Origin of the sequence: Roseateles saccharophilus (assembly GCF_004342485.1) — a bacterium.
GTDB classification, from domain to species: domain Bacteria; phylum Pseudomonadota; class Gammaproteobacteria; order Burkholderiales; family Burkholderiaceae_C; genus Pelomonas; species Pelomonas saccharophila.
The window spans coordinates 1-21,342 of sequence record NZ_SMBU01000016.1 but is presented as its reverse complement, the minus strand read 5'-3'; the positions used below and the strand labels follow the sequence as shown (position 1 = coordinate 21,342).

Genomic DNA, 21,342 nt, shown 5'->3' with positions numbered 1-21,342 from the left:
GGCCCGAGCCGCTTTTGCACATCCCCAATGAGTCAGGGGCGTCGAACCGCAGTCCGACGCCCCGTTTCGCTCACCGCCAGTCGGGCTCAGCCGCAGCAGCAACCCTTCTTGCCGGTGGAAGGTGCAGCTTCCGCGGGCTGAGCAACCTCCACGGGCGAATAGCCCGCTTCCTTGATGGCCTCGAGCAGCTCCGTCGCGTCCGCCTCGGTAGGTTCGATCTGCACGCGATGCGATGCCACATCGATCGCCACCCGAGCGCCCTGGTCGACGCTCTTCACTGCCTTGGTGATGGTGCTGGCGCAATGGCCGCAGGTCATGTCGCTGACTTCAAACGTGATCATGGTGAATCTCCTGGTGAATCTGAGTCTTCACTGTCAAGCTTGCCACCGTGGGAGGGTCAAGGCCTGTTTGCGGATGGACACAATTGCGTTTGGGTGATCGCCCACGCTTGACTTTGCCACGATGGGAAGCTGGAGCATCTCGCCATCGCCACCACCCGGTCAGAGAAAAATGTCCACTTCCATCACCACTCCGGGGATAGCACCCCTCAGCTTCCAGGTCCGTGGCATGACTTGCGCATCCTGCGTGATGCGTGTCGAGAAGTCCCTCAAGGCCGTCGAGGGGGTGCAGGACGCGACCGTCAATCTGGCCACCGAGAAGGTCTCCGTGACAGCCGCACCTTCGGTCGGCGCCGCCCAGTTGACGGCCGCCGTTCAGAAGGCGGGGTATGACGTCGAGACCCGCGACGTCGCGTTGCAGATCGAAGGCATGACTTGCGCTTCCTGCGTCTCACGTGTCGAGAAGGCACTTCTCAAGGTACCCGGCGTGCTGAGCGCTTCGGTCAACCTCGCCACCGAGCGCGCCAATATCGGCGCAGTAACGTCGGTCAGCGACGAGACGCTCGTCGCCGCCATCGCGAAGGCCGGCTACAACGCCAGCCCGGTGACCGACATTTCGTTGCCGACGCAGCCAGCACGTGCAACGCCCGATTGGCTGCCTGTCGCATTTGGCGCCGGGCTGACCCTGCCGCTCGTGGCGCCCATGCTGTTGCAGCTGTTTGGCATTGACTGGATGCTGGACGGTTGGGTCCAGCTCGCGCTCGCCACGCCTGTGCAGTTCTGGCTCGGCGCGCGCTTCTATCGTGCCGGCTGGAAGGCGCTGCGCGCCGGCAGCGGCAACATGGACTTGCTCGTGGCCCTGGGCACCTCCGCTGCGTTCGGTCTTTCGGCCTACCTGCTGCTTCGTCACGGCCAGCACGGCATGCCGCACCTGTACTTCGAAGCGTCGGCCGCCGTGATCACGCTGGTCCTGCTTGGGAAGTGGCTCGAGGCGCGAGCCAAGCGCCACACCACGGCAGCGCTGCAGGCGCTGAACGAACTGCGGCCAGCCGTTGCGCGGGTACTGCGCGCCGACGTCGAGTCCGAGCTGCCGATCGGGCTGGTCCGCGTGGGTGACCTGGTCCGTGTGCGACCCGGCGACCGCCTGCCTGTAGACGGTGAAATCGTCGAAGGCAGCAGCCACGTCGACGAAGCGCTCATCACCGGAGAAAGCCTGCCCGTCGCCAAGTCGGTGGGCGACCACGTCACGGGCGGGTCGGTCAATGCCGAAGGCGTGCTCACCCTCAGGACCCTGGCCGTCGGCGCAGAAACCACGCTGGCGCGCATCATCCGGCTGGTCGAGAACGCCCAGGCCGCCAAGGCGCCGATCCAGCGCGTCGTCGACCGGGTCAGCGCGGTTTTCGTGCCGGTGGTGCTGGGCATCGCCTTGCTGACCCTCCTCGGCTGGGTCCTGGCGACGGGCAATTGGGAACAGGGGCTCATCAACGCCGTCGCGGTGCTGGTCATTGCCTGCCCTTGCGCGCTGGGACTGGCCACTCCTACCGCGATCATGGCCGGCACCGGCGTCGCCGCGCAGCATGGTGTGCTGATCAAGGACGCACAGTCCCTGGAAGTCGCGCACTCCGTCGACACGGTCGTCTTCGACAAGACGGGCACGCTGACCGTGGGGCGCCCCACGCTGGTCGAGGTCCGTGGTGCTCCGGGGGTGGAAGAGACGGAGGTCCTCAGCCTTTCGGCGGCGCTGCAGCGCCACAGCGAGCACCCCTTGGCACATGCTGTCATCGAGCGGGTGCGCGCTGATCGCCTCCCGGTGCCGGAAGCCCGCGATACGCAGGCGCTGCCCGGACGCGGCATGCAAGCCACCGTCAGAGGCCAGCGAGTCACCATCGGCAGCAACCGGCTGCTGGGTGAACTTGGCCTGGAACCCGGCGCGCTCGGGGAACAAGCCCGACGCCTCGAGGGTGAGGGTTGCAGCATCTCGTGGCTCATCCGCGAAACCGACGGCGCGAATGTGCTGCTCGGCCTGCTGGCCTTCGGAGACATGATCAAGGCCACCGCCAAACAGGCCGTGGACCGCCTGCATGCGCTGGGCATAGATACCGTGCTGCTGACTGGTGACACCCGAGGCAGCGCCCAGGCGGTCGGTCAGGCACTTGGCATCCGTCAGATCGAAGCCGAAGTCCTGCCCGGCGACAAGGCCGACACCGTGACGCGGCTGCGCGCCAGCGGCAGGACGGTGGCCATGGTCGGCGACGGCATCAACGATGCGCCGGCCCTGGCCGCGGCCGACGTGGGCATCGCGATGGCGACTGGCACCGATGTGGCGATGGAAACGGCCGGCATTACCTTGATGCGTGGTGACCCGACGCTGGTCGCTGCTTCCCTGGACATCTCCCGGCGGACCTACGCCACCATCAAGCGCGGCCTGTTCTGGGCCTTCATCTACAACCTCGTCGGCATCCCGCTGGCGGCATTCGGTTGGTTGAATCCGATGATGGCCGGGGCAGCGATGGCGCTCAGCAGTGTCAGCGTGGTCGCCAACGCGCTGACACTGCGCCGCTGGCAGGCGCGCTGAGTCGCAGATCAAGGAACAAGGAGCATTCGATGCAAGGCATGAACATCGGCCAGGCGGCAGAAGCGTCGGGCGTGACCGCCAAGATGATCCGGCACTATGAGCTGGTTGGCCTGCTGCCGGCTGCGCGGCGTACCGAGGCGGGCTACCGCCAGTACGGCGACAACGAGGTCCACACGCTGCGGTTCATCCGCCAGGCTCGCGACCTGGGCTTCTCCATTGCCGAGATCACCGAACTGGTCAGCCTGTGGCAGAACCGCCGCCGCTCCAGCCGCGTCGTGAAGGCGCTGGCCGAGTCGCACATCCAGGCGCTGGAGGCCAAGGCCCAGGAGTTGCTCGCGATGAAGGCGACGCTCGAGCACCTGGTTCATTGCTGCCACGGTGACGAACGGCCCGATTGCCCCATCATCGACACGCTGGCGGCTGATGTCGCTGCCCCGGAGCCAGAACCGGCATCCGATGCGCCACTGGGCCGGCGCAGGAAGACGCAGTTTCAATAAGGTGGGAACCCGTTTGTTCACCTTGCGCAAGGGACGGTATGTGGATTGAAGGCCACTGGTTCTCCAAAGACCTGCTCGGGCAGTTGATTCTGATCTGGCTCGTCGGCATCTGCATCGTCGCGGTGATCGTGTGGCGCCTGCGATGGAAGAGCGGGCCGTCCAAACGGGCCCCGGCGACCCGGCCAAAGCGCCGCAGCCGCCGGTGAGGCCTAAAGGCGCTTACGCCTGTTCGGTGTAAAGCAGTAACTGCAGGCCGAACAGCAGCAGCGGCAGCAGCCACGCCACCTCCAATGCCTGGGCTCGCTGGCCGCCCAGAACCGCCAAGGCCTTCGCGCTGGCCGCGACCCACAGCGACGCCGCAAAGAACCGGTGCTCCGTCATGACCAACGCCATGGACCCAGCCATGTTCTCGTGGGCGTGCATCCAGAACACCGCCCCGGTGAACGCAAGCGCGACCGGCACCGCCAGCTGCCACCAGCGGTTTTTCAGCTTGCCCCATTCGATCAAGCCCTGCACGACGCCTGCGATCATCATGGCGCTACCCTGCATCAGGTGCTGCCGCGCTTCGCCGGCATAGTTCTGCGGCACGGCACTGCCGTGTAGCCAGACGTCGGCAGCGCTCTCCAGTCCGTAGCCCACGAACAGCAGCGGCAGCAGGAAGTCGAGCCAACGCCAGTGAAGCACCGCGGTGCGGCGCAGCAACAGCAACAAGGCAGTGGCCGTGAAGAACGCGCCACCCAACCAGTGCACTTGCTCGGTACTGAGGTCCATCCGATCACCTCGCTCGGGTTACCCGGGACAGGCAGCGCTTGCGCCGCCCAAGCCCATGCTGCGCCAATGCCCCAACGCGCGGGCGCTACCGTCCTGAAGGAATTGAACCAAGTTGCGACAGGGTTCAGATCTTGAAGTCGTCGAACGCGACATGGTCGTCGGAGACGCCCAGTTCCCTCAGCATCGTCCGCGTCACCGTGAGCATCACCGGAGGGCCGCACAGGTAGAAGTCGCATCCCTGCAAGTCGGGGTGGGATTTCAACAACTGCTCCCTGACCACGTCGTGGACCATGCCTGCGGGAAGCTCTGCGCCACGCTCTTCCGACAGCACCAACTGCCAGTGGAAGTTCTCATGGCGCTCAGCGAGCGCCTGCATCTCCTCCACATAGGGCGCCTCGGCCGCCGTTCGTGCGCCGTACCAGAAGTGGATGGTCTCGGTCGCGCCCGATTCCAGCAGGTCGAGGATCATGGCGCGAAGCGGCGCCATGCCAGCCCCGCCACCGATGAAGACCTTCTCGCGCTGGCCGTGCTGGATCGCGAACTCACCGAACGGCCCGCTGTACTGCAGCCGGTCGCCGGCCTTGAGCCCGAAAACAAAGGCCGAGCCCTTGCCCGGGGGGTGGTTCTTGCCACCGCTGTGCTTGCCATGGCAGAAACGCACCAGCAGCGTCAGACGCCCGTCAGCCTGTTGCACCGGCGTCGACAGCGAATACGACCTGCGCAACAGGGAGCCGCTGGACCATTGCGCCGGCAGGTGCAGGCCGGCCCAGGCCGAGTGGTGCTCCTGGGGTGTCTCGATCTGGTGCTTGGCCATGCGGTAGGCCGGCACATGGATCTGGATATAGGCGCCTGGGCGGTACTCAGGACCTGGCTTGCCCTTAGGCCGCAGCACCACTTCGCGAAGGAAGGGCGACAAGGCACGAACCCGTTCCACCTCGGCCTCCTTGACGGTGCCGAGCTCAGCACCGCCTTTGACCTCCACATCGAGGTTGCGGTCCAGCTTGAGGTTGCATGCGAGCCGGCAGCCGGCTTCGATCCGGGGCGGCGAGATCAGCGCTCGATCCGCCGCGGTCGCGTCTGGCGCTGAACCCCGAACCCGCACCTCGCACAGGCCACAGGTCTGTCCGCCGCCGCAGTTGGATGGCAGCTGCAGGCCCTGCTGAGCGAGTGCGACGAAGACCGTATCACCTGAATGGGCGCGAAGGCTGCGCAGGCGACTGCCATCGGGGGCATGGACCATCAGCACCCGGGTCGATCGCCAGCGCTTCGGGATGAACTCCGCCGGGCTGAAGCTTGTGAACAGCAGCCAGATGCCGCTCAGCGCCAGCCAGAAACCGCCCACGGCCGCCGTGACCACCAGCGGGTTGTTGAAGTTCTCGCGCCCGGTGTAGTCCATGATATGCAGCATCCAGAACACATCGAACAACCGCCAGGTGCTGTTGCGATGCTCGAGCACGTCGCCCTGCTGGGACAGGTAGACGGTCGTGTCCTGCCCATCCGCGAACGCCACTCGCCACACCTTGCCTTCATGCGCGCGCGTCTCCAGCGATGGCTCGACGAGCTGGGCTGGACGGGCCGTGCCGGTGCCGGTGTACGACGCCTGCGCGAGCCGCCGTGCCAGCAATGCATCAAGTTCGACACGTTCACCGTTTCTTGCATCGATCAGCACCGTCGACTTCTCGCCGGTCAGCCGGTACACAGGGCGGTCCAGCAACCAGCCCGTCGTAACCGCCGCCGCCTGATCGCGTGCCGATGCCAACAGGGGTCCTACCGCGACGACATCGGATGGCCACGGCTGCTTGGCTGGCGCCGGCGCCCGGAACTCGCGACCCCGCACCTTCTCGGCGTCCAGCAGGCTCATGACGAAGCCGCTGGACATCCACAGCACCAGTTGCAGCCCGATCAGCAGGCCAATCCATTTGTGAATCTTGCGCATCCAGGGCGTCATGGCTGAGCCCTCCGGCGAAAGCTGTAGAACACCAGCCACGCGCCGCTCAGCGCGAAGACCAGGCCGACACCCGCGGCGACGCGCAGCAAGCTGTTGTTGACATCGGTCCGCTGGTCGTAATCCATGATGTGGAACATCCACAGGAAGTCAAACCAGCGCCACAGGTCATGACGACGGGCGAGCAGGTCGCCCGTGTCCGGGGAGAAGTACAGCGTGGTGTTGGCCCGGTCATCGAAGCGCACCGCCCACATGGGCACCGGGCGCTTGGCCACCTCCTGCGGTGCCTGGGTGATCCACGTGACCTCGCGGATCTCGGCCTCACCCTGGTAGATGTCCTTGGCGCGCGCCACCACCTGCTCGCGCGGCAGCGGGCTCAGCACGTCGCCCGTGCGCGCGTCCACGAGGCTGGCCTTGCCGCCACCCTTGAGCTCATAGACCTCCTTGCCGAGAAAGCGTTTGAGCTTGAACGATTCGAAGCCTGGGCGGATCTGGGCGAGCTGCGCAACGTCCAGCCGCTCAGCCTGCCGCTCCAGCGGTGCGTCCGAGACGTGGGCGAGATGGTCGCCATGGATCACTTCGAGGGAGATGGCCGTCATGTAGACGCCGCTGAGCATCCAGAGCAAGGCCTGGACGCCGATGACGAGGCCGATCCATTTATGGGCTCGGCGTACCCAGAAGGGCAGGTTCATAGAGGTTGTCTCACTGCGTTCATTCGTTCGTGAGGCGCCGCAGACCGAAGTCTGCAGCGCCGTGCCGCTTTGCCGAGGCCTACCAGCGATAGCCGGCGCGAACATGCCAACGGCGCCCCTGGAGGTCGTAGGTCATCGTGTCCGTGTTGGCGTCGGTATACGACTGGATGAACGGCGGCTTCTTGTCGAAGAGGTTGTCGACGCCGACTGCAAAGTCGAGCTGCTTGTTGAACGCGTACTTGACCTGCGCCGAGTGGTAGGTGACGGTGGGTGCCTTGGCGCCGATGTCCGTCGGGGCGGCGTTGATGTCATCCGCCGCGCCGATGTACTGCAACGTGTAGGACCCTGACCACGGCCCCTTGGCCACCGTCACCGAGCTGAGCGAGCGCCACTGCGTGTAGCTGCCACGGCCACCGGTGATCTTGCCGGTGTAGTCGATCGCATCAGCCCCTGGGAACGGCCGCACCTGGTAGTTCTTCAGGTAGGAGGCCTCGGCGTTGAGCGTCGTCATGAACCCCGCGACGTTGAACTCGTAGAGCGCGCCCACATCGAAGCCGGAGATCTTCTCGTCCGCCGCATTGACGGGCTGTGAAGAGAGGAAATCGATCTCGCCGGTCGTCTTGTTGCGGGTGAAGCTCGACGGGCTGCAGAAGATGTGCGCCAAGCCGGGCGTGTTGTAGCAAACGGCCAGCTTGGTCGACCCGGCCACGCTCTGGATCGCGTTGGTGATCTTGATGTTGTAGTAGTCCAGAGTCAGCGTCAGCGCCTTCGTCGGGGACCACACGACACCGGCGGTCATCGTCTTGGCGTCTTCCGGGCTCAGGGTCGGGTTGCCGCCCACCGTGGTGAGGATGGTGTTGCCGAGTTGCTTGTAGCCGGCAGGCACGCCGGCGGCCTGGCAGTTCTTCGAGACCACGGACGACGTCGGCAAGGTGCTCCAGTTGCTGCACGGGTCCGTCGTCGTCAGGTTGCCTTCCGACACGCCGCCGTACAGCTCGGGGATGTTGGGCACCCGGAACGCCGACGACACGTTGGAGCGCACCTTGAGGCCGGGCAGCACCTGCCAGTCCAGGCCGGCCTTGTAGGTGCTCTTGGAGCCGAACAGGCTGTAGTCGGAATAGCGCGCCGCGGTGTTGAACTGCAGCGACTCGACGAACGGCAGCTTCTTGAGCAGCGGCACGGCCAGCTCGGCATACACCTCGCGCGCCGTGTACTTGCCGGCGATCGGGTCCTGGCGGTTGGTGTTGGCCACGCCGAGGACGGTCAGGTTGTCAGGGTCTCGCCAGCCACTTTCCTTGCGCACCTCGGTGCCGGCAGCGAACCCGACCGTGCCGGCCGGCAGGTCGAAGAGCTCGCCGCTGATGTTGGCACTGACGCCTTTCTGGTCGTTGCCGCCGGTGTCCCGGGTCTTCATCATGATGTAGCGAAGCACCTCCGGCGTCACGTTGCCATAGCCCAGGTAGTTGCCGCAGGGGATGGCGGCACCGGCGGTGGTGCTGCACTTGCTGCGGTCCAGCGTCTGGTCCACGCGGTCCAGGTTGGCCACGTTCGTGGTGCTGTCCACGCCGGTGTTGCGCCCCCAGTTCACAGCCGCCGACCAGTCCCAGCTCTTGCCGAAGCTGCCCTTGGCGCCGGCCACGATCCGGAAGATGTTGGATTCCTGGCCGAAGGTGCGCGTACCGCCTTCTTCGAGACGCCGGCGCTCCAGCACCAGGCTCTGGCCAGTCGGGTTCGTCGGGTGGTTGGCCGCGATGTTGATCGGGCGGTAGACGCCCAGCGCACCCGGTGTGGCGAGTTGGTTGGACTCGCGATGCGAGAACAGCGCTTCTGTGAACAGCTGCGTGTCCTCCGCCAGATTTACCGTGCCAAAGGCGCTCAGGTTCAACCGCTTGATCGGGTTGACGGCATTGAGCGTCGGATTGCTGTTGTAGTTGTGCTTGGTGGCCGAGTACGTCTCGTAGAAGTTGGGGTCGCCACCCAGCGTCTGCTTGAAGTTGACGCGCCGCCCGTCGGCGAGCCGCGCCCGGCCACCAATGGTAGAGGAGCTGCCCACGCATGCGAGCTTGCCGTCCACTTCGGCCAGGCCGCAAGGCGCGCGCGTGGCCATGTTGATGGCGCCGCTTTCTGAATAGTTGATGCCGGTGACGAGGGATCCCGCCGCACCTTGAAGGCCATACGCGAGGTCGACGGCCATCTCTTCACCGTCCCCCCGGCTGGTCTGGCCATAGCGCACGGAGGCCTCGCCGCCCTTGATGCCGCTCTTGGTGATGATGTTGACCACGCCGGCGACGGCGTCCGCGCCGTAGATCGCCGAGGCGCCATCCTTGAGCACCTCGACGCGCTCGATCATGGCCACGGGGATCATGTTGAGGTCGACCGAGCTGTTGGCGCCGGTGCCCCCGTTGACGACGCGGCGGCCGTTGAGCAGGACCAGGGTGCGGTTGATGCCCAGGCCGCGCAGGTTGACCTGGGTCGTGCCGTAGCCGTTGCCCGTCCAGTAGGCGCTGGTCTGGTTGCCGGCCGTGCCGGCGGATGCAGGCAGGCGCTGCAACAGCGTCTCCGCGGAGATGGCGCCGGTGCGCTGGATGGTCTCCGCATCGATGACGGTGACCGGCCCCACGCCTGAGATCTGCGCCTGCTTCAGGTTGATCCGGCTGCCGGTGATCTGGACCTTCTCAAGGGAGGCAGGCTGGGCATCAGAGGAGGGAGGAGCGCTCTGTTGCGCGAATGCATGGCTGACGAAGAGCAGGACGGCCGTCGCAACGGCGGTGCGCGGGAGTTGTGTAGACATTGGGTGCATCCAGTACGGTGCCGTCCTGCCGCCACCAAGGGCGAAAACGGATCAGGCACCTTCGAACCGAGGTTCGCCGGCGAGCACATGGCGATGGACACGAGAAGAGTCGTTTGACGGGGAACCCGTGGGGATCAGGAGCTCCGGCAGCCACCGCATGCCACTCAGCCGACGCGTGGCCAGCTCGTCTCGGCATGCGCGTTCGCGCAGGCCGCCGGCTGGCGGTCGTGCTGAGTCAGCTGGTTCGGGGTGGCCGTTCCTGCCCGGAGCGCAGGAACTCAGCGCGCGGTCCACCAGGATCCGGCAGGACCAGATCGGCCAGCGGATGGTCAGCCGCCACCATGGCGAGTTCGGTCACCATGGACACGCAGGAACCGCAGCTCGTGCAGTGGTTGCAAGGCGAGGCATCGCAGCAGTGCTGCGTCTGTGCATCGGACTCTGTGGCAACCGGCTTCTTGCCAGCCGCCTTGGTGATCGGCGCTCTTGCATGGGCGCCCGAGAGCGCCGCATGCTTGCTCAGGGTCTTCGCTTCGGCGACCTGTCCAGACAGCTTCGCCTTCGCAACCGCGACGGTGGGGCAGAACAGCGACGTGGCCACGCTGGCAGTCGCGGGGACGAGCACCGCGAGCACGATCAGGAGCCAGAAGCCGAGGAGTTTCATGGAGAAGGTCACGGGATGCTGCATTGCACCAAGCGTGCATGGCCCTGTCTACCTAGGGTGTTCCCCTTGAAGATGCCGCGATCGCATGGCGCCCCCGGACTGCAATGCGACCCGGCCCCGCAAGAAAAAAACCCTCGGTTTTGGCCGAGGGCTGAACCTTCATCGCTGTCGGCGCTGAAGCCTGCCAGGGAGGTAAGCAGGGAGGCCAGCAGTGCCGGCCTCGATGGCGACTCTAGCAGCCACGCCACCACGAATCCAAACGGGGCATCCCGCAGCCGAGTTTCGTGCGCGTTGCGCAACGACCTTGCCCCAAGCTGAAACGCCTACCCATAGAAGTGCCTGAGCACGACGCCCAGGCTGTATCGACGCTGCTCGGAGCAATCTGCGCTCGTCCGAACGCGCAGGAACAGCAGCCGCGCCTTCATCAGCAGCGCCGCGTATTCATCAAGCTCGGCCAAATCCCAGGCGTTGAAACGCTGCAGGTACTCGACCGTCGGATAGCCGTCCAGGAGCTGAGCTGCTTCCTCTCGCCAAGACGATGGCAGCGAGGAGTCCCTGGAGAACTCGTCGAGCGTTTCACGCCCCCAGATCAAGTTTCTTCTGCGCTCGTCCGGCGTCGTCACGCGGCCTCCATGGAAAGCTTTGAGCACCTCAACATATCTGTGCTCAGGCCCATATCAACACTCTTGATATTCAAAGCGACGACGTGAGGCCGCCGGCCCCGCCGGCGCTTCACCCGCTCTTGCGACGCTGGGCGCCTGATGCCGAAATCTCGCTCGCAGGCGACGCGGCAGCAGCCTTGGCCAGAACGTTGGCTCTGGGCTTGGCAATGGCGAGCGGCTTGGGCGAGCCCGCCATGGCTCCGATGAAACGCTTCGGCTCTGTTGCCCTCAGCTCGGCAACCTGTTCGCGGGTGAGGCCCGTTGCCAAGACCCGCTCGGCCTTCTCCGCCAAGTCGGGGGAGATGGCGACGAACTTGCCTGGGGCAATGCGAACTCGTTTCATGCGTGAACTTTCGCAGAAAGCACCATGGCCGCAGCAAATGCCCCGCGGCCTTCAGCCGGCTACGCCGGCGGCAACACCTTGATCTGCGCACCACGAGCGACCTCAGCCACCACTGAATGAAGGTTGCCGGTGCCTGGCTCGACCAGGCGCTCGGCCCACTCGTAGCGAAGTCGTGCCAGCGCCGGACCGAAGACGGCCATGCAATCCATGCCGAACTGCTGGGCGGACTTGTAGATGATCCCCTCGAAACCACCGTCCCTCGCGCTCGCAGCCAGCTCCTGCGTGAGGTTGAAGCGCAGTGACTGCAGCACCGGCCACGACTGCGCCTGCGCCCGCAGGTCGAGCAGCCGGATGTGGCGTTGGACCGTCAGGCACAAGAGTTCCCGCTGGGCCAGCGAGGCGAAATCCATCGTCTCGAACTCGCGCCGCGCGAGGCATTCGTAGCCGGCGGTCTCGGGCCGCTCGGCAAAGTAGCCGACCAGTTCATCCGGAAGATCAAATCGGCCGCTCAGCGTGCCGGGTGGTGCCAGCCGGATTCGACCAGCCTTCTTGTCGCCGCGCCGCGGGGCGAAGCGTTGGACCCTGTACAGGGCCAAGGAGGGCGGCAGCACGTAGGCTGGCGCGTACTCAAGGTCTGTGAGATTCATTGAGGGCTCAGGTGCCCTCCGCTCCAGCCAACTCCAGCACCCGTGCCAACTTGCCCTGTTCGATGGCCTGGCGGGGCGTGCGCCCGTTCAGGCTGCCCAACGGGCTTTCGAGGAAGCCCAGCAGGGCCCAGCCGTCCGTCGTCGCCAGCGCGGCGCCGAGCTTCGGGATCGCATCCCAGAGCGCAGGCTCGAATTGCCAGCGCGGCAGCCGGAAGCCGCGGCGCGTTTGGGTCAAGCCGATGGCTCGTCCCTTGGCAATCCATGCGTTGATCGTGACTCGGGTCGTGCCGGCCAATTTGGCTGCCTCGTCGGTGTTCACCATGTCTTCAGCACTCAGGCGCTCCGTTCGGAACGCCAGGCTGCCCGAGAGGAGCGCCTTGGTTGCTGCTGCTGACACATAGGGAGACTGTCTTGCTGTCGGCGACCCCGTGCGGGGCCGCGTCGCGGAGGTAGTGGTTGCGGTCTGCTTCATGATTTCGCCCTGAAGGGGTCATGGAAGATTTCGGCCATCGACCTTGTCCGCGCCGAAGAAGCCGTTGGCTCTCAATTTGGGGAACCGGATGCGTGCCTGCGCCGCCAGCTTGCGCCAGACGTCCCGCGCCAACGCCCAGATCAAGAGCGCCGACTTGCTGGCGACCTTGGCGGCCTGACTGAGGTGGAAGACCAGCAGATGACGGACAACGCGGCGCTCTTCAACGGCGTGCCACGTCGCGTCGAGCGCCTCCATGACGGGGTTGAGCCGAAGCTGCTTGGCCTGACCGCCAATCCAAAACTCAATGTCCCGCCGGCCTTCCTGGCGGAAGGACGTTCTGGCCACGCGCCTTGCCACATCGTCCAACTCGACTCCGTCCAGGCTGAAGATGTGGCGCTGGCGCTTTACCTGCTGGAGCGCTCGGGCTGCCAAGCCGCGCGCCCGCCGGCCGTCGCCATGGCGGCTCTCACCACGCAGCAGGAGCAGCACGTCGTCAAGACGGGCGTCGTGCTCGGCAAAGCAATGGCGGAGACTGATGTCCATGACTGGCAGTCTAGGTTATTTCGGTTATCTCGTAAAGTTCGCAAGCCAAATTGGACGAGCGGTCACCGCCTACGGAGATTGGTAGTGGTGACGTTGACCGGCCGCAGCTACGGTGCTCAAGGCGCATGCAACGCCCACCACGCCGCCAGCTGGCGTACCCAAGATCGACTGATGCCGTGCTAACGCACCTTATCGGGTGTAGTCCTTTGAGGTGCGTGATGAGCCAATGCGGGCCGGAAACGACCCGCGATGAGTCCCAAGGCAACAGCACCCAAATTCGCCCAGGCGCTGCGCGCCGTGAGGATCGAGCGCGGCCTGTCGCAGGAAGATTTTTACGAGGTGTCCGGCCGCACCTACGTCAGTCGGCTCGAGAACGACGGCGCCGATCCCACCTTGGCCAAGACGGTCCAGCTGGCGCAAGTCCTGGACGTTCACCCGTTGACCCTGCTGACGCTGACGTTCTGCAACAAGGGCACGCCGGCCGAGGTCGAGCGGTTGCTGTCAGGCGTCCGCGACGAAATCGCCTCGTTCGACAAGCTGCGGTTGGACATGCGCCAGCGGCGTCCCCGCTCGGTAGCGTGACACCGGCGCGCAGGTCCCGTGCAGCCTACGCGGCGTTTCTGGAAGCGCTCATTCAGCTTCGTGAGCAAGCCGGCCTCAGTCACCAAGCGCTGGCCGGCAGACTCGGTGTGCCGGCAGCCAACGTAGCTGCGGGTGAGGCCGGCCAGCGTCGCGTTGACGTCCTTGAGCTTCAGCGATGGGCGTTCGCCTGTGGGTCATCCCTCACCGAGTTTATGGGCAGGCTGGACGAGTGCGTCGGCCGCAGACCCGACCGGCTGCACTGACCATCGGCGTTTTCCAGCGGCTCACTTCGACCGCACCACCCTCAGCATCTGACTCAGCACATGACGTGCACGGTTGCCCTTCGGGTGCACGATCCGCAGCCGCGGTCCACCCAGGCGAAGGAGCTCGTCGTCCAACTTGGACGTGAAATCAGCGAACTTCTCGTTCAACGCATCCAGCCAGTCGCGCAACTCGATGACATCGAGCCGCCTCTCGCCGCGTTCGACGTTGCTCACCGTGGCTTGGCTGTGGCCGAGCAGGTCCGCCAGGTCAGTCTGGCGCAGGCCGCGGGACTCGCGCAGCTCCCGGAGCATCTTCAGGAAGATCTTGTTGTGTCGGGTGTGCAGGGTCTTGGCCATGGGGACGCTTTTGAGCGGCGACACCGTATTCGAAGTTCAACCGTATTCGGAAACTGAATCTGACCACGACGTCCGAACAATGCGCGCCAGCTCAACCCTTCCACCGACGGATGGCACCATCCGCCGCTGCTTCCTGCATGTTTGTCTCCCACCCCGAGTACCAGTTTCCGATGCCGCCGGCCCTGGATCGTCCCGGCTCACAGCACTGGCGAATGGTCGAGTTGACGCTCCATGCCCCTTGGTTCTTGCTGTCGATGGAGATCGCCGACGCAGACGAACCCGAGTGCCGCATGACCCGCACCTTGTGCATCGCCTGGGATATCGACCTGGCAGAGCTGTTGCGATCACTGGATGCCTCGCAGGTCAAGGGCATCGTCTGCATGATGCCGGCCTGGCAATCACCGTCGGGCCAGTGGTCCTCACGGGAGGTCCGAGAGGTCTGGCTGCATCGCTCCGTCAGTGGTCAGCACGTCGCCCTGTACGACGTTTCGGGGGAGACGTTTGATTGTGGGCTCATCCCCGAGCACGTTGAACCTGTCCAAAGGGAGTTGCTGCTGAAGGTGGGCGTCGCCAACGCGAGCCCACCGGTTCCCAGGGCTCGAGGTTCGCGTCCGGCTAGCCGCGCCCGTAACCCGGAGGCCTGACGATGCCCTCAGAAAGCCGCGGCCTAGGATTCATGCTCGTCAACGAGCGTGACGTGCCACCGGTCGAGGAGCAGCCGGACATGAAGGTGCAATCCTGGCGGCTGGTGCGACTGCCTTGTGGAGACCGGCACCTCGTCACCCTGAGAAACGGCGGGATCGCCCGCGTGACGTCGGCCGTCGAATCCGTCGACCTTGCGAGCCGTACCGTGACCACGACGTCCGGCCGTCTGTACTCGCTCCTTGCGCCGCCAGAAGCTGGCCAACTGGAGAGGGGCGTGCTGCAAGCTGCTGCCGCGCAGCTCCTCGGCCGCACTGACACCCTCGATGTCAGCGACGCCACTTGGGAAGAAATGATCAGACGAGTCGCTACTTGAACACTCAATAGCTACTTCAAGGAGTTGAGGACATGGAACCTCTCGACATACGCCTGTTGGGCCGACCCTGGAGCGCCGAAGAAATGCACCGCCATCACGACTTGCCCGGGCGGCTGGAGATCGTCGGTGGCAAGCTGTGTCTTGACGACACCCAGCGGGCGCTTTTGCTGGGCGCGCTGCTCGAGCACGTCGGCGCCCGCCGCGCGGTGTCGCTGGGGTCTTTGCAAGTCTGGGAGGCAGCCATCGCCGAGCGTAGGGAGGAGGTCGATTGGGACGCCATGCGCGCCGTGGGTGCCGAGCAGTTCTGGCGGCCTGCGACCCAGCGCCTGTCCTTCAGCGAACGACTCGAGCTCAAGGCCGACGTCAGGAAGCTGCGCGCGGCCCGTGGACCGCGCCGCTCGACCCGCGCCTGCGCTGGCAGGATTCGCCGCAACAGGCCCAAGCCGGCCATCTCCAGCGAGATCCGTACCTTCTTGGTTGCCCAGCGCTCGCTGATGCGCCGGCTGGAGGCGTTCGCTGCCACCCCTGCTTATGCGCAGTTGCTCAATGTGTCCAGGATGCTCGGCGCCCACGACACTGAGGCATGGCTGGCTGACTGGCTCATCCAGCCTGCGGTCACCCTGGGCTGCACGCCGCTGGACCTCGTCGACCAGCCCGACGGCATCGCGTTGCTGAGCGACCACCTGACCAGGGTCGCGTACGGCACCTACTAGGGCATCGGGAAATGCCTAGGCGCGCGCCACCAGGCATCGATGCCGGCGGTCCTACACTCGGCCACCCCTAGAACAAGGTCAGGCGTCAGGCATCGCACCTGATGCCGGCGACAGGCATGCCAGGCAGGGAGGAAAAAGCCGGCAGAGTCTGAACGCCCGACCGCCGCGCCTTTTCATCGCATGCATCTCGCCAAGCGCAACATACCGCTTTACCTACGGAACAAGCGGGCCAACAAGGATGCCCGCTGGCTGCGTCGCCGCGCCAAGACCCTTGTCCGCGCGCTGCAGTCCGACCTGGCGCTGAGTGCGGCCTTCGGCCGACGTTCCGTGATTGTGCGGATGGTCGCTGGCATGGCACCGCAGCCCGCCAAGCCCACGAAGATCAAGCGCCGCGTCGGCTTCCGCTTGCCGCCGGGCTTCTCGGTCATGGAGTCGCCCGAACAGGCGCTGGGCAGCCTGTCTCATCTCGCTCGGGCCATGGCGTACGAGGGGCTGAACGACGTCTACATCGATTTCAGCCGGTTGACCCAGTACGACCTGGGCGCCAACGCGCTGCTGGATGTCCTCGTCGACGAACTGGACACGCAGGCTCGGCGCAGCAAGCGGGTGATCCGGTGGCGCGGCAACTTTCCCAGTGACCCGGCCCATGTCCGCTTCGTCCGGGCGCTCGGCGTCATCAAACGGCTGAAGGTCGAGCACGAGTACCTCTCCAAAGTCGACGGCGACCGGCTGCTGCTGTTCGATGAGCGCTGCAAGCACTACGTGCGGGCCATGCGCCCGCGGGAAGCCGACCGCAAGACGAAGGTCACGGTGAGGTTCTCCGACCACATCAACAAGTGCCTCAAAACCATCGGCCGCACCATGACGCCGGCGGCGCGCGGCCGGCTGTGCAACTACGTCGGCGAGATCCTGGACAACGTCGAGGAGCACTCCGGCATGTTCGACTGGTCCATCCAGGGGTACTTGGATACCCAGCTCGCCACCCCCATGTGTGAGATCACGATCTTCAATTTCGGGGCGAGCATTGCTGAGACGTTCGAACGGTTGCCCGACGGCCACTGGACGCGCGACCAGATTCAGACCTACATGGACCTGCACACCAAGAAGCGGCTCTTCGGGAAAACCTGGCGTAAGGAAGACCTGTACACCTTGCTGTCGCTGCAGGGCGGGGTCAGCACCAAGAACGTGTCCGCCGACAGCACCCGGGGCAACGGCTCAGGGGATCTGATCGAGTTTTTCCAGCGCGTACATTCGGAATGTTCGAACGGCGACTCGGCCCAGGCCCGCATGATCATCCTGTCCGGATCGACCTACATCGCCTTCGACGGCAAGTACAAGATGCTCACGAGCGAGACCGGTTTGAGGACGATTGCCTTCAACGACAAGAACGATCTGCGAGAGCGGCCCGATCCTACATATGTCCGTCAGCTTGCCGGGGTATCCTTCCCTGGTACGCTCATCAGCGTGAAGTTCCCCCTCTCGACAGCAAAGAGCACACAGGCCACTAGCACGGGAGACGCAACATGACAACCGCAAACTTGATCGATTTCGGCCGCATTGAAGGCCCGGTCTACACAGGCCGGGACAGGGGCGCGTCGCTTCGTCGCGACCTCGACTTGGATACCTTGGACTCCAACGGTTCGCCCGTGGAGGTCCGCATCCCGACGTCGACGTACACCATCAGCAGTTCTTTCTTCCTCGGCCTGTTCGGCCCGAGCGTGGTCCGTGCTGGTACGAAGGAAGCCTTCTACCGCCGGTTCCATTTCGATTCTCCCGAGTTTCTGCGTGAGGTGATGGACGGGTACGTCCTTCGCGCGCTTCAGAGCCGTAACCTCTTCAGCTGAGGCGCCGTCTTGACGACAGCTGCGGCGCCAGCCGCGCAGCCCGCCACAGCTGCAGCGCCCAACCCAGGTCTTCAATCCGCAACGAGCCCCGCGCCGCCAGCTCCAACTGCGGTCCCCGCGGCAGCGGCATCCACTCCCACATCGCCAGCCCAGCTCGTCCTGCCGGACGGCTGTTCGACCGTTGGCGGTGGCGCCCAGCAGGTGGTCATTTGTCAGCCGGCCCGGGAGAGCGCTTGGGACAAGATGCTGCCGACGGTTCCGGCGTTGTCGGTCAGCGTGCTTGCCTTGGCAGTGTCGCTGGGCACTCTGTTTTACAACCGCAAAAAGGACGGCCGGGCCCGACGTCAATCGATCGTTGATGACTTCTGGCTGCGCAAGGTCGTGGCACCGGTGTCCATCGAGCCTTTCCTAAAGTCCACAACCACGCTGTGCGCGACACTGCCGGACAGCAAGTGGGCCGCCAACGCCGTGCAGAGCTTTTGGACTGATCAGATGGAAGAGAGCGGGAAGCTCTCGGTCGCTTTCATGGCCTTCAACCTCATCGATCAGCCGTTGCGCGCGTCGATAACCGGGATGTTGGAAGAGATCGACGACGTGCTGGCCGAGTACTGCGGCGCGCTTCAGCACTCGGTGACAAACCAGGGAACTCCTCCACCCCCCGACAGGAACCAGGCGATCGAGGCCATTCAAGCTGTCTGCATGAAGGTCTACAGCGCCGTCAAGACGCACCAGGAAAACGTCGGTTGAACGTTGGCGGCAGCAGGCGAGTCCCGCGGGCCCGGCACCTTTTCCAGGTCTCATCAGTTCTGAGCGCCGTCTGCGCTGCCGCGTTGATGGCAGCGGACTCCCCATGCCGTTCGCCCCGCCTTCTCAACCTTGAGATTTTCAGGGTTTCGTGCGTCCAAAGCGCCCGCTGATGGAGTCCGAGTCCTAGCAGAACAGATAACTTCCAATTATCTAACGTGCCGGCCAGGAGGACGATTCGCCGTTGACGTGCATTTCGTGTTACGTAATACTGTCGTTACGTACCACATACGTAATTGGTGGCAGACATGGCGAGATCAGGCATCACGAAGCGCGAAGTGCAGGCGGCGAGACTGGCGTTGTTGAAGGCCGGGCACCACCCGTCCATTGATGCCATCCGCATTCACCTCGGTAACACCGGCTCAAAAAGCACCATCTCGCGCCTGGTCAAGGAAATCGAGGACGAAGAAGGTGGCGGGGGTAGTCAGGCACCACGGACCTCCGTCAGCGAGCAGCTGCAGGCATTGGTCAACAACCTGGCAGCCCGTCTGGAGCTCGAATCGCAAGAGCGCTTCGACGTGCTGAAGGAAGGGCACGCTGCAGAGGTCAAGCGCCTCACCGAGGCGCGTGAGAAAGCGCTGGCCGAGTCACAAGCCTCACTGCGCCAGGCTGAAGCCCGACAAGTAGAGGCGGCTGACGCCAAGGCAGCGGGGCTGCGCGTTCAGGGCGAGCTGGATGTCCTTCGCCTTGAGCACGCTCAGACGACGGGACAGTTGACGACGCAGGTGACCGCGCTGCAGGAACAGCTTGCTGCCGCCAAGGCCCATGCCGTGGAGCTCGGCAAGCAACACGAGCACGCCCACCAGGCGCTCGACCACTTCCGTGCGGCATCGAAGGAGCAGCGGGATCGCGAAGCACGTCAGCACGAGCAACAGTTGCAGTACCTGCAGCGAGAGGTAGCGACGGCGACTGAAGCGCTGGCCAGCAAACAGGGCGAACTTCGGACGGCGCTGCAGGAAAAGGTAGACGCCTTGGCGCTGCTGACCGCCGCGCGTGCTGAGCGCAGGCAGCTCGATGAGCAACTCCGTGACCTGAAGACGGCCGGTGAGCGCCTGGCGGTCCAGAACCAGCTCGTCGAAGACCTCCGCGCCCAAGCCCTTCAAGCCGTGCGGCAGTACGAAACCCTCCAATCAACGGCCGAGGCGCTCGAGCGCCGAAACGGCGAGCTTGAGCGGTTGTTGGCGGCCGCCGAGGCAGCCGCCCAGACGCAAGCCGACGTCGTGAAGGGCGTGCTGGAACGCATCGGGCAGTCGCCGGCGAGCAAGTCCAAAGGCAAGGCCGCGTCGACCGGCTGACACCTCATTGCTGGTGACCTTAACCCCATGTTTTGCACGTAAAACGACGCGGGCGGTTTTTGGCAAATATCGTAAGTTGTTGATTTAATTAGAAGCTGCGCCGTCTTAACCCCAGTTTTTGCACCGAAAACGACGCGGGCTATTTACCGAGCGGTCCTCGCACATCGTGATGCCCGTGGTCCGAAGCGATGCGCGCGGCGTTATCGTTGCCACGGCGTCATTCCGACGCCCTCCGGGGGACTGACTTGGTCATGGGATTTAGGACATGAGGACCAACGCCGAAGCTCAGTTCTGGCGCCAGATTCAAGACGTCGATACCGAACAACCCGACGACTTCTTCTACAGGGTCGATTCGTTGATGGGAGTACGCACCATCCGGCGAGATACGTTGCTTCGGCCCAGACGCTGGGACACAGGCGACCGGCACCCGCACGTTGAGCTGCTCGCCGCCGATGAGCGCCGCGCGCCCCACCAAGCCATCTTCCGTCTGTCCTTCTGGCGCACCTTCAAGGACGGCCTTCAGGACTGGCGCACTCGGGCATCGGAGCATCCAATGGTCTTGATGAGGGTCCCTCGCGGCACCGTTCATCGGTCCCTTGAGGGATGGACCTTCGCTGAGGACGATCACTTGCCCGGCCGAGCCGAGCTGATCTGGAAGGTGGGCGGCGTCGAAGAGGACAGCAGCGACTTCCATGTCGGCGGGGTGCTGCTGGAGCACGTGGAAGTCTTCGACGCGATCACCGGACGATGGGAGCCGTGGCATGCGAGCGCAGCGACGGTCGCCGACTCCGCAAGACTGACTGCCTCGGGGTGGTCGTCGATCGCAATCGACACGCGCCAGGGCGGCGCAGGCATGGCGTATTGGCAGGTGGTGCCGGAGTTCGCTCATCGTCCGGCGGACTGTCGGTATTGGTGCCTCATCACGCTTGACGAGAACATGCCGGGCACGCTCGGTGGCGAAAACGCGGCCCTGACACGCGTCATGTGGCATTTGCTGCCAGGACCGTTGCGGGAACTGGCCCACTGCCTAGCTGGCGTGCTGACCGTGACGCCGACGCGCGATCGAGTCTGGACGGAACAGCTCGACATTTCGTGGGTCCAGGACAAGGCGCCTTGGCCAGCGTTCTTCCGCAGAGCTCCTGAACCCAGACTCTTCCTTGAGCGCCGCATCCAGCTGAGCCAGGAGGAGGTGGCGAGGCTCATCAGGGAAGCGGGGCTAATCTCCGCCAGACCGGAGTACAAGCGGACTATTTGGAGGGAGCCGAGCTGACAGCCGCGGCATTCGGCGCCGCTGGCGCTTGCTCGCAAACCGATTGCCGAGGTCCAGCAAGGCGTCGCCGGCCACGGCGGCCACCTTGAGAAGGAGGCAGTGTTTTGCGCGGGCTTACCCTAGGTTCTTAACCCCAGTTCCTGCACCGAAACCGAGATCACCCCGGAGCGCAGTCGCCGCAGCCTGGAGCGCCGCCTGCGCGAGGCCCACATCGGTCAGTTCAAGCCGCTGGCCGACTTCGACTGGAGCTGGCCCGCGC

The 21,342-nt window shown here is 64.9% G+C and carries 25 protein-coding genes and 1 pseudogene; 14 read left to right on the top strand and 12 right to left on the bottom strand.

Translation table 11 applies throughout. From position 1 onward, the window contains the following. Positions 1–86 precede the first annotated feature (86 nt). Positions 87–341: a heavy-metal-associated domain-containing protein gene (locus EV671_RS14345; RefSeq protein ID WP_132572759.1), complete on the bottom strand. Its 255-nt coding sequence runs from the start codon at positions 339–341 to the stop codon at positions 87–89. 169 nt (positions 342–510) lie between these two features. Here EV671_RS14345 and EV671_RS14340 point away from each other — a divergent pair, with 169 nt between their 5' ends. The 3 genes from EV671_RS14340 to EV671_RS26780 are packed head-to-tail and all read left to right on the top strand — an operon-like array spanning position 511 to position 3,616. Further along, on the top strand, positions 511–2,913 hold the full coding sequence (locus EV671_RS14340) for a heavy metal translocating P-type ATPase (RefSeq protein WP_132572756.1): 2,403 nt from the start codon (positions 511–513) through the stop codon (positions 2,911–2,913). Between the two features lie 38 nt (positions 2,914–2,951). Next, positions 2,952–3,410 (top strand): Cu(I)-responsive transcriptional regulator, encoded by a 459-nt coding sequence (gene cueR / locus EV671_RS14335; RefSeq protein WP_132572941.1) that lies wholly within the window; start codon positions 2,952–2,954, stop codon positions 3,408–3,410. Between the two features lie 38 nt (positions 3,411–3,448). Then, a complete protein-coding gene (locus tag EV671_RS26780) occupies positions 3,449–3,616 on the top strand; it encodes a hypothetical protein (RefSeq protein ID WP_165917577.1) in 168 nt (55 codons plus the stop codon). A gap of 13 nt (positions 3,617–3,629) precedes the next feature. On the opposite strand, the gene EV671_RS14330 is transcribed toward EV671_RS26780, so the two are convergent. From EV671_RS14330 to EV671_RS14285, 10 genes are all read right to left on the bottom strand, one after another. Beyond that, a complete protein-coding gene (locus tag EV671_RS14330; protein ID WP_132572753.1) occupies positions 3,630–4,181 on the bottom strand; it encodes a hypothetical protein in 552 nt (183 codons plus the stop codon). Positions 4,182–4,305: 124 nt separating this feature from the next. Further along, on the bottom strand, positions 4,306–6,129 hold the full coding sequence (locus EV671_RS14325; protein WP_132572750.1) for a 2Fe-2S iron-sulfur cluster-binding protein: 1,824 nt from the start codon (positions 6,127–6,129) through the stop codon (positions 4,306–4,308). Beyond that, a complete protein-coding gene (locus EV671_RS14320; protein ID WP_132572747.1) occupies positions 6,126–6,818 on the bottom strand; it encodes a PepSY domain-containing protein in 693 nt (230 codons plus the stop codon). The genes EV671_RS14325 and EV671_RS14320 overlap by 4 nt, the downstream gene beginning before the upstream one ends. A gap of 79 nt (positions 6,819–6,897) precedes the next feature. Then, positions 6,898–9,609 carry a TonB-dependent receptor gene (locus tag EV671_RS14315; RefSeq protein WP_132572744.1) on the bottom strand — a complete coding sequence of 904 codons (2,712 nt, stop codon included), beginning with the start codon at positions 9,607–9,609 and terminating at the stop codon, positions 6,898–6,900. Between the two features lie 235 nt (positions 9,610–9,844). Then, on the bottom strand, positions 9,845–10,270 hold the full coding sequence (locus EV671_RS14310; RefSeq protein ID WP_165917576.1) for a hypothetical protein: 426 nt from the start codon (positions 10,268–10,270) through the stop codon (positions 9,845–9,847). A gap of 323 nt (positions 10,271–10,593) precedes the next feature. Continuing rightward, complete coding sequence (locus EV671_RS14305; protein WP_132572738.1) at positions 10,594–10,893, bottom strand: BPSL0761 family protein; 300 nt, start codon at positions 10,891–10,893, stop codon at positions 10,594–10,596. A gap of 109 nt (positions 10,894–11,002) precedes the next feature. Beyond that, positions 11,003–11,275, bottom strand: coding sequence for a hypothetical protein (locus EV671_RS14300; RefSeq protein WP_132572735.1), 273 nt, complete (start codon positions 11,273–11,275; stop codon positions 11,003–11,005). 59 nt (positions 11,276–11,334) lie between these two features. Further along, positions 11,335–11,922, bottom strand: coding sequence for an RES family NAD+ phosphorylase (locus EV671_RS14295; RefSeq protein WP_132572732.1), 588 nt, complete (start codon positions 11,920–11,922; stop codon positions 11,335–11,337). Between the two features lie 7 nt (positions 11,923–11,929). Beyond that, complete coding sequence (locus EV671_RS14290; protein WP_132572729.1) at positions 11,930–12,244, bottom strand: MerR family transcriptional regulator; 315 nt, start codon at positions 12,242–12,244, stop codon at positions 11,930–11,932. Positions 12,245–12,412: 168 nt separating this feature from the next. Then, the gene (locus EV671_RS14285) at positions 12,413–12,937 is read right to left on the bottom strand and encodes a hypothetical protein (RefSeq protein WP_132572726.1); all 525 of its coding nucleotides are present in this window, start codon (positions 12,935–12,937) and stop codon (positions 12,413–12,415) included. A gap of 249 nt (positions 12,938–13,186) precedes the next feature. Here EV671_RS14285 and EV671_RS14280 point away from each other — a divergent pair, with 249 nt between their 5' ends. Together EV671_RS14280 and EV671_RS27975 are read left to right on the top strand one after the other, a co-directional pair. Next, a complete protein-coding gene (locus tag EV671_RS14280; RefSeq protein ID WP_132572723.1) occupies positions 13,187–13,519 on the top strand; it encodes a helix-turn-helix domain-containing protein in 333 nt (110 codons plus the stop codon). Beyond that, positions 13,516–13,782, top strand: coding sequence for a helix-turn-helix domain-containing protein (locus EV671_RS27975; protein ID WP_165917575.1), 267 nt, complete (start codon positions 13,516–13,518; stop codon positions 13,780–13,782). Before EV671_RS14280 ends, EV671_RS27975 begins: the two co-directional genes overlap by 4 nt. 21 nt (positions 13,783–13,803) lie before the next feature. On the opposite strand, the gene EV671_RS14270 is transcribed toward EV671_RS27975, so the two are convergent. Further along, entirely contained in the window at positions 13,804–14,139 is a 336-nt protein-coding gene (locus tag EV671_RS14270) for a helix-turn-helix domain-containing protein (RefSeq protein WP_132572720.1), read from the bottom strand. Between the two features lie 137 nt (positions 14,140–14,276). On the opposite strand from EV671_RS14270, the gene EV671_RS14265 reads away from it, so the two are divergent. The 9 genes and pseudogenes from EV671_RS14265 to EV671_RS27910 form a co-directional block, all read left to right on the top strand. Further along, complete coding sequence (locus tag EV671_RS14265; RefSeq protein ID WP_132572717.1) at positions 14,277–14,783, top strand: hypothetical protein; 507 nt, start codon at positions 14,277–14,279, stop codon at positions 14,781–14,783. Between the two features lie 2 nt (positions 14,784–14,785). Next, positions 14,786–15,157, top strand: coding sequence for a hypothetical protein (locus EV671_RS14260; protein ID WP_132572714.1), 372 nt, complete (start codon positions 14,786–14,788; stop codon positions 15,155–15,157). A gap of 32 nt (positions 15,158–15,189) precedes the next feature. Then, positions 15,190–15,870, top strand: a complete 681-nt coding sequence (locus tag EV671_RS14255) for an antitoxin Xre/MbcA/ParS toxin-binding domain-containing protein (protein WP_132572711.1) — start codon at positions 15,190–15,192, stop codon at positions 15,868–15,870. A 180-nt stretch (positions 15,871–16,050) separates the two neighbouring features. Further along, positions 16,051–17,397 (top strand): hypothetical protein, encoded by a 1,347-nt coding sequence (locus EV671_RS14250; RefSeq protein ID WP_132572708.1) that lies wholly within the window; start codon positions 16,051–16,053, stop codon positions 17,395–17,397. After that, a complete protein-coding gene (locus EV671_RS14245) occupies positions 17,394–17,714 on the top strand; it encodes a hypothetical protein (protein ID WP_132572705.1) in 321 nt (106 codons plus the stop codon). The genes EV671_RS14250 and EV671_RS14245 overlap by 4 nt, the downstream gene beginning before the upstream one ends. A gap of 243 nt (positions 17,715–17,957) precedes the next feature. Then, positions 17,958–18,461, top strand: coding sequence for a hypothetical protein (locus tag EV671_RS14240; protein WP_132572702.1), 504 nt, complete (start codon positions 17,958–17,960; stop codon positions 18,459–18,461). A gap of 305 nt (positions 18,462–18,766) precedes the next feature. After that, entirely contained in the window at positions 18,767–19,813 is a 1,047-nt protein-coding gene (locus EV671_RS14235; protein WP_132572699.1) for a DNA-binding protein, read from the top strand. A gap of 265 nt (positions 19,814–20,078) precedes the next feature. Next, the gene (locus EV671_RS14230) at positions 20,079–21,083 is read left to right on the top strand and encodes a hypothetical protein (protein ID WP_132572696.1); all 1,005 of its coding nucleotides are present in this window, start codon (positions 20,079–20,081) and stop codon (positions 21,081–21,083) included. A 165-nt stretch (positions 21,084–21,248) separates the two neighbouring features. Next, positions 21,249–21,342: pseudogene (locus tag EV671_RS27910) on the top strand (AAA family ATPase); the annotation flags it as partial.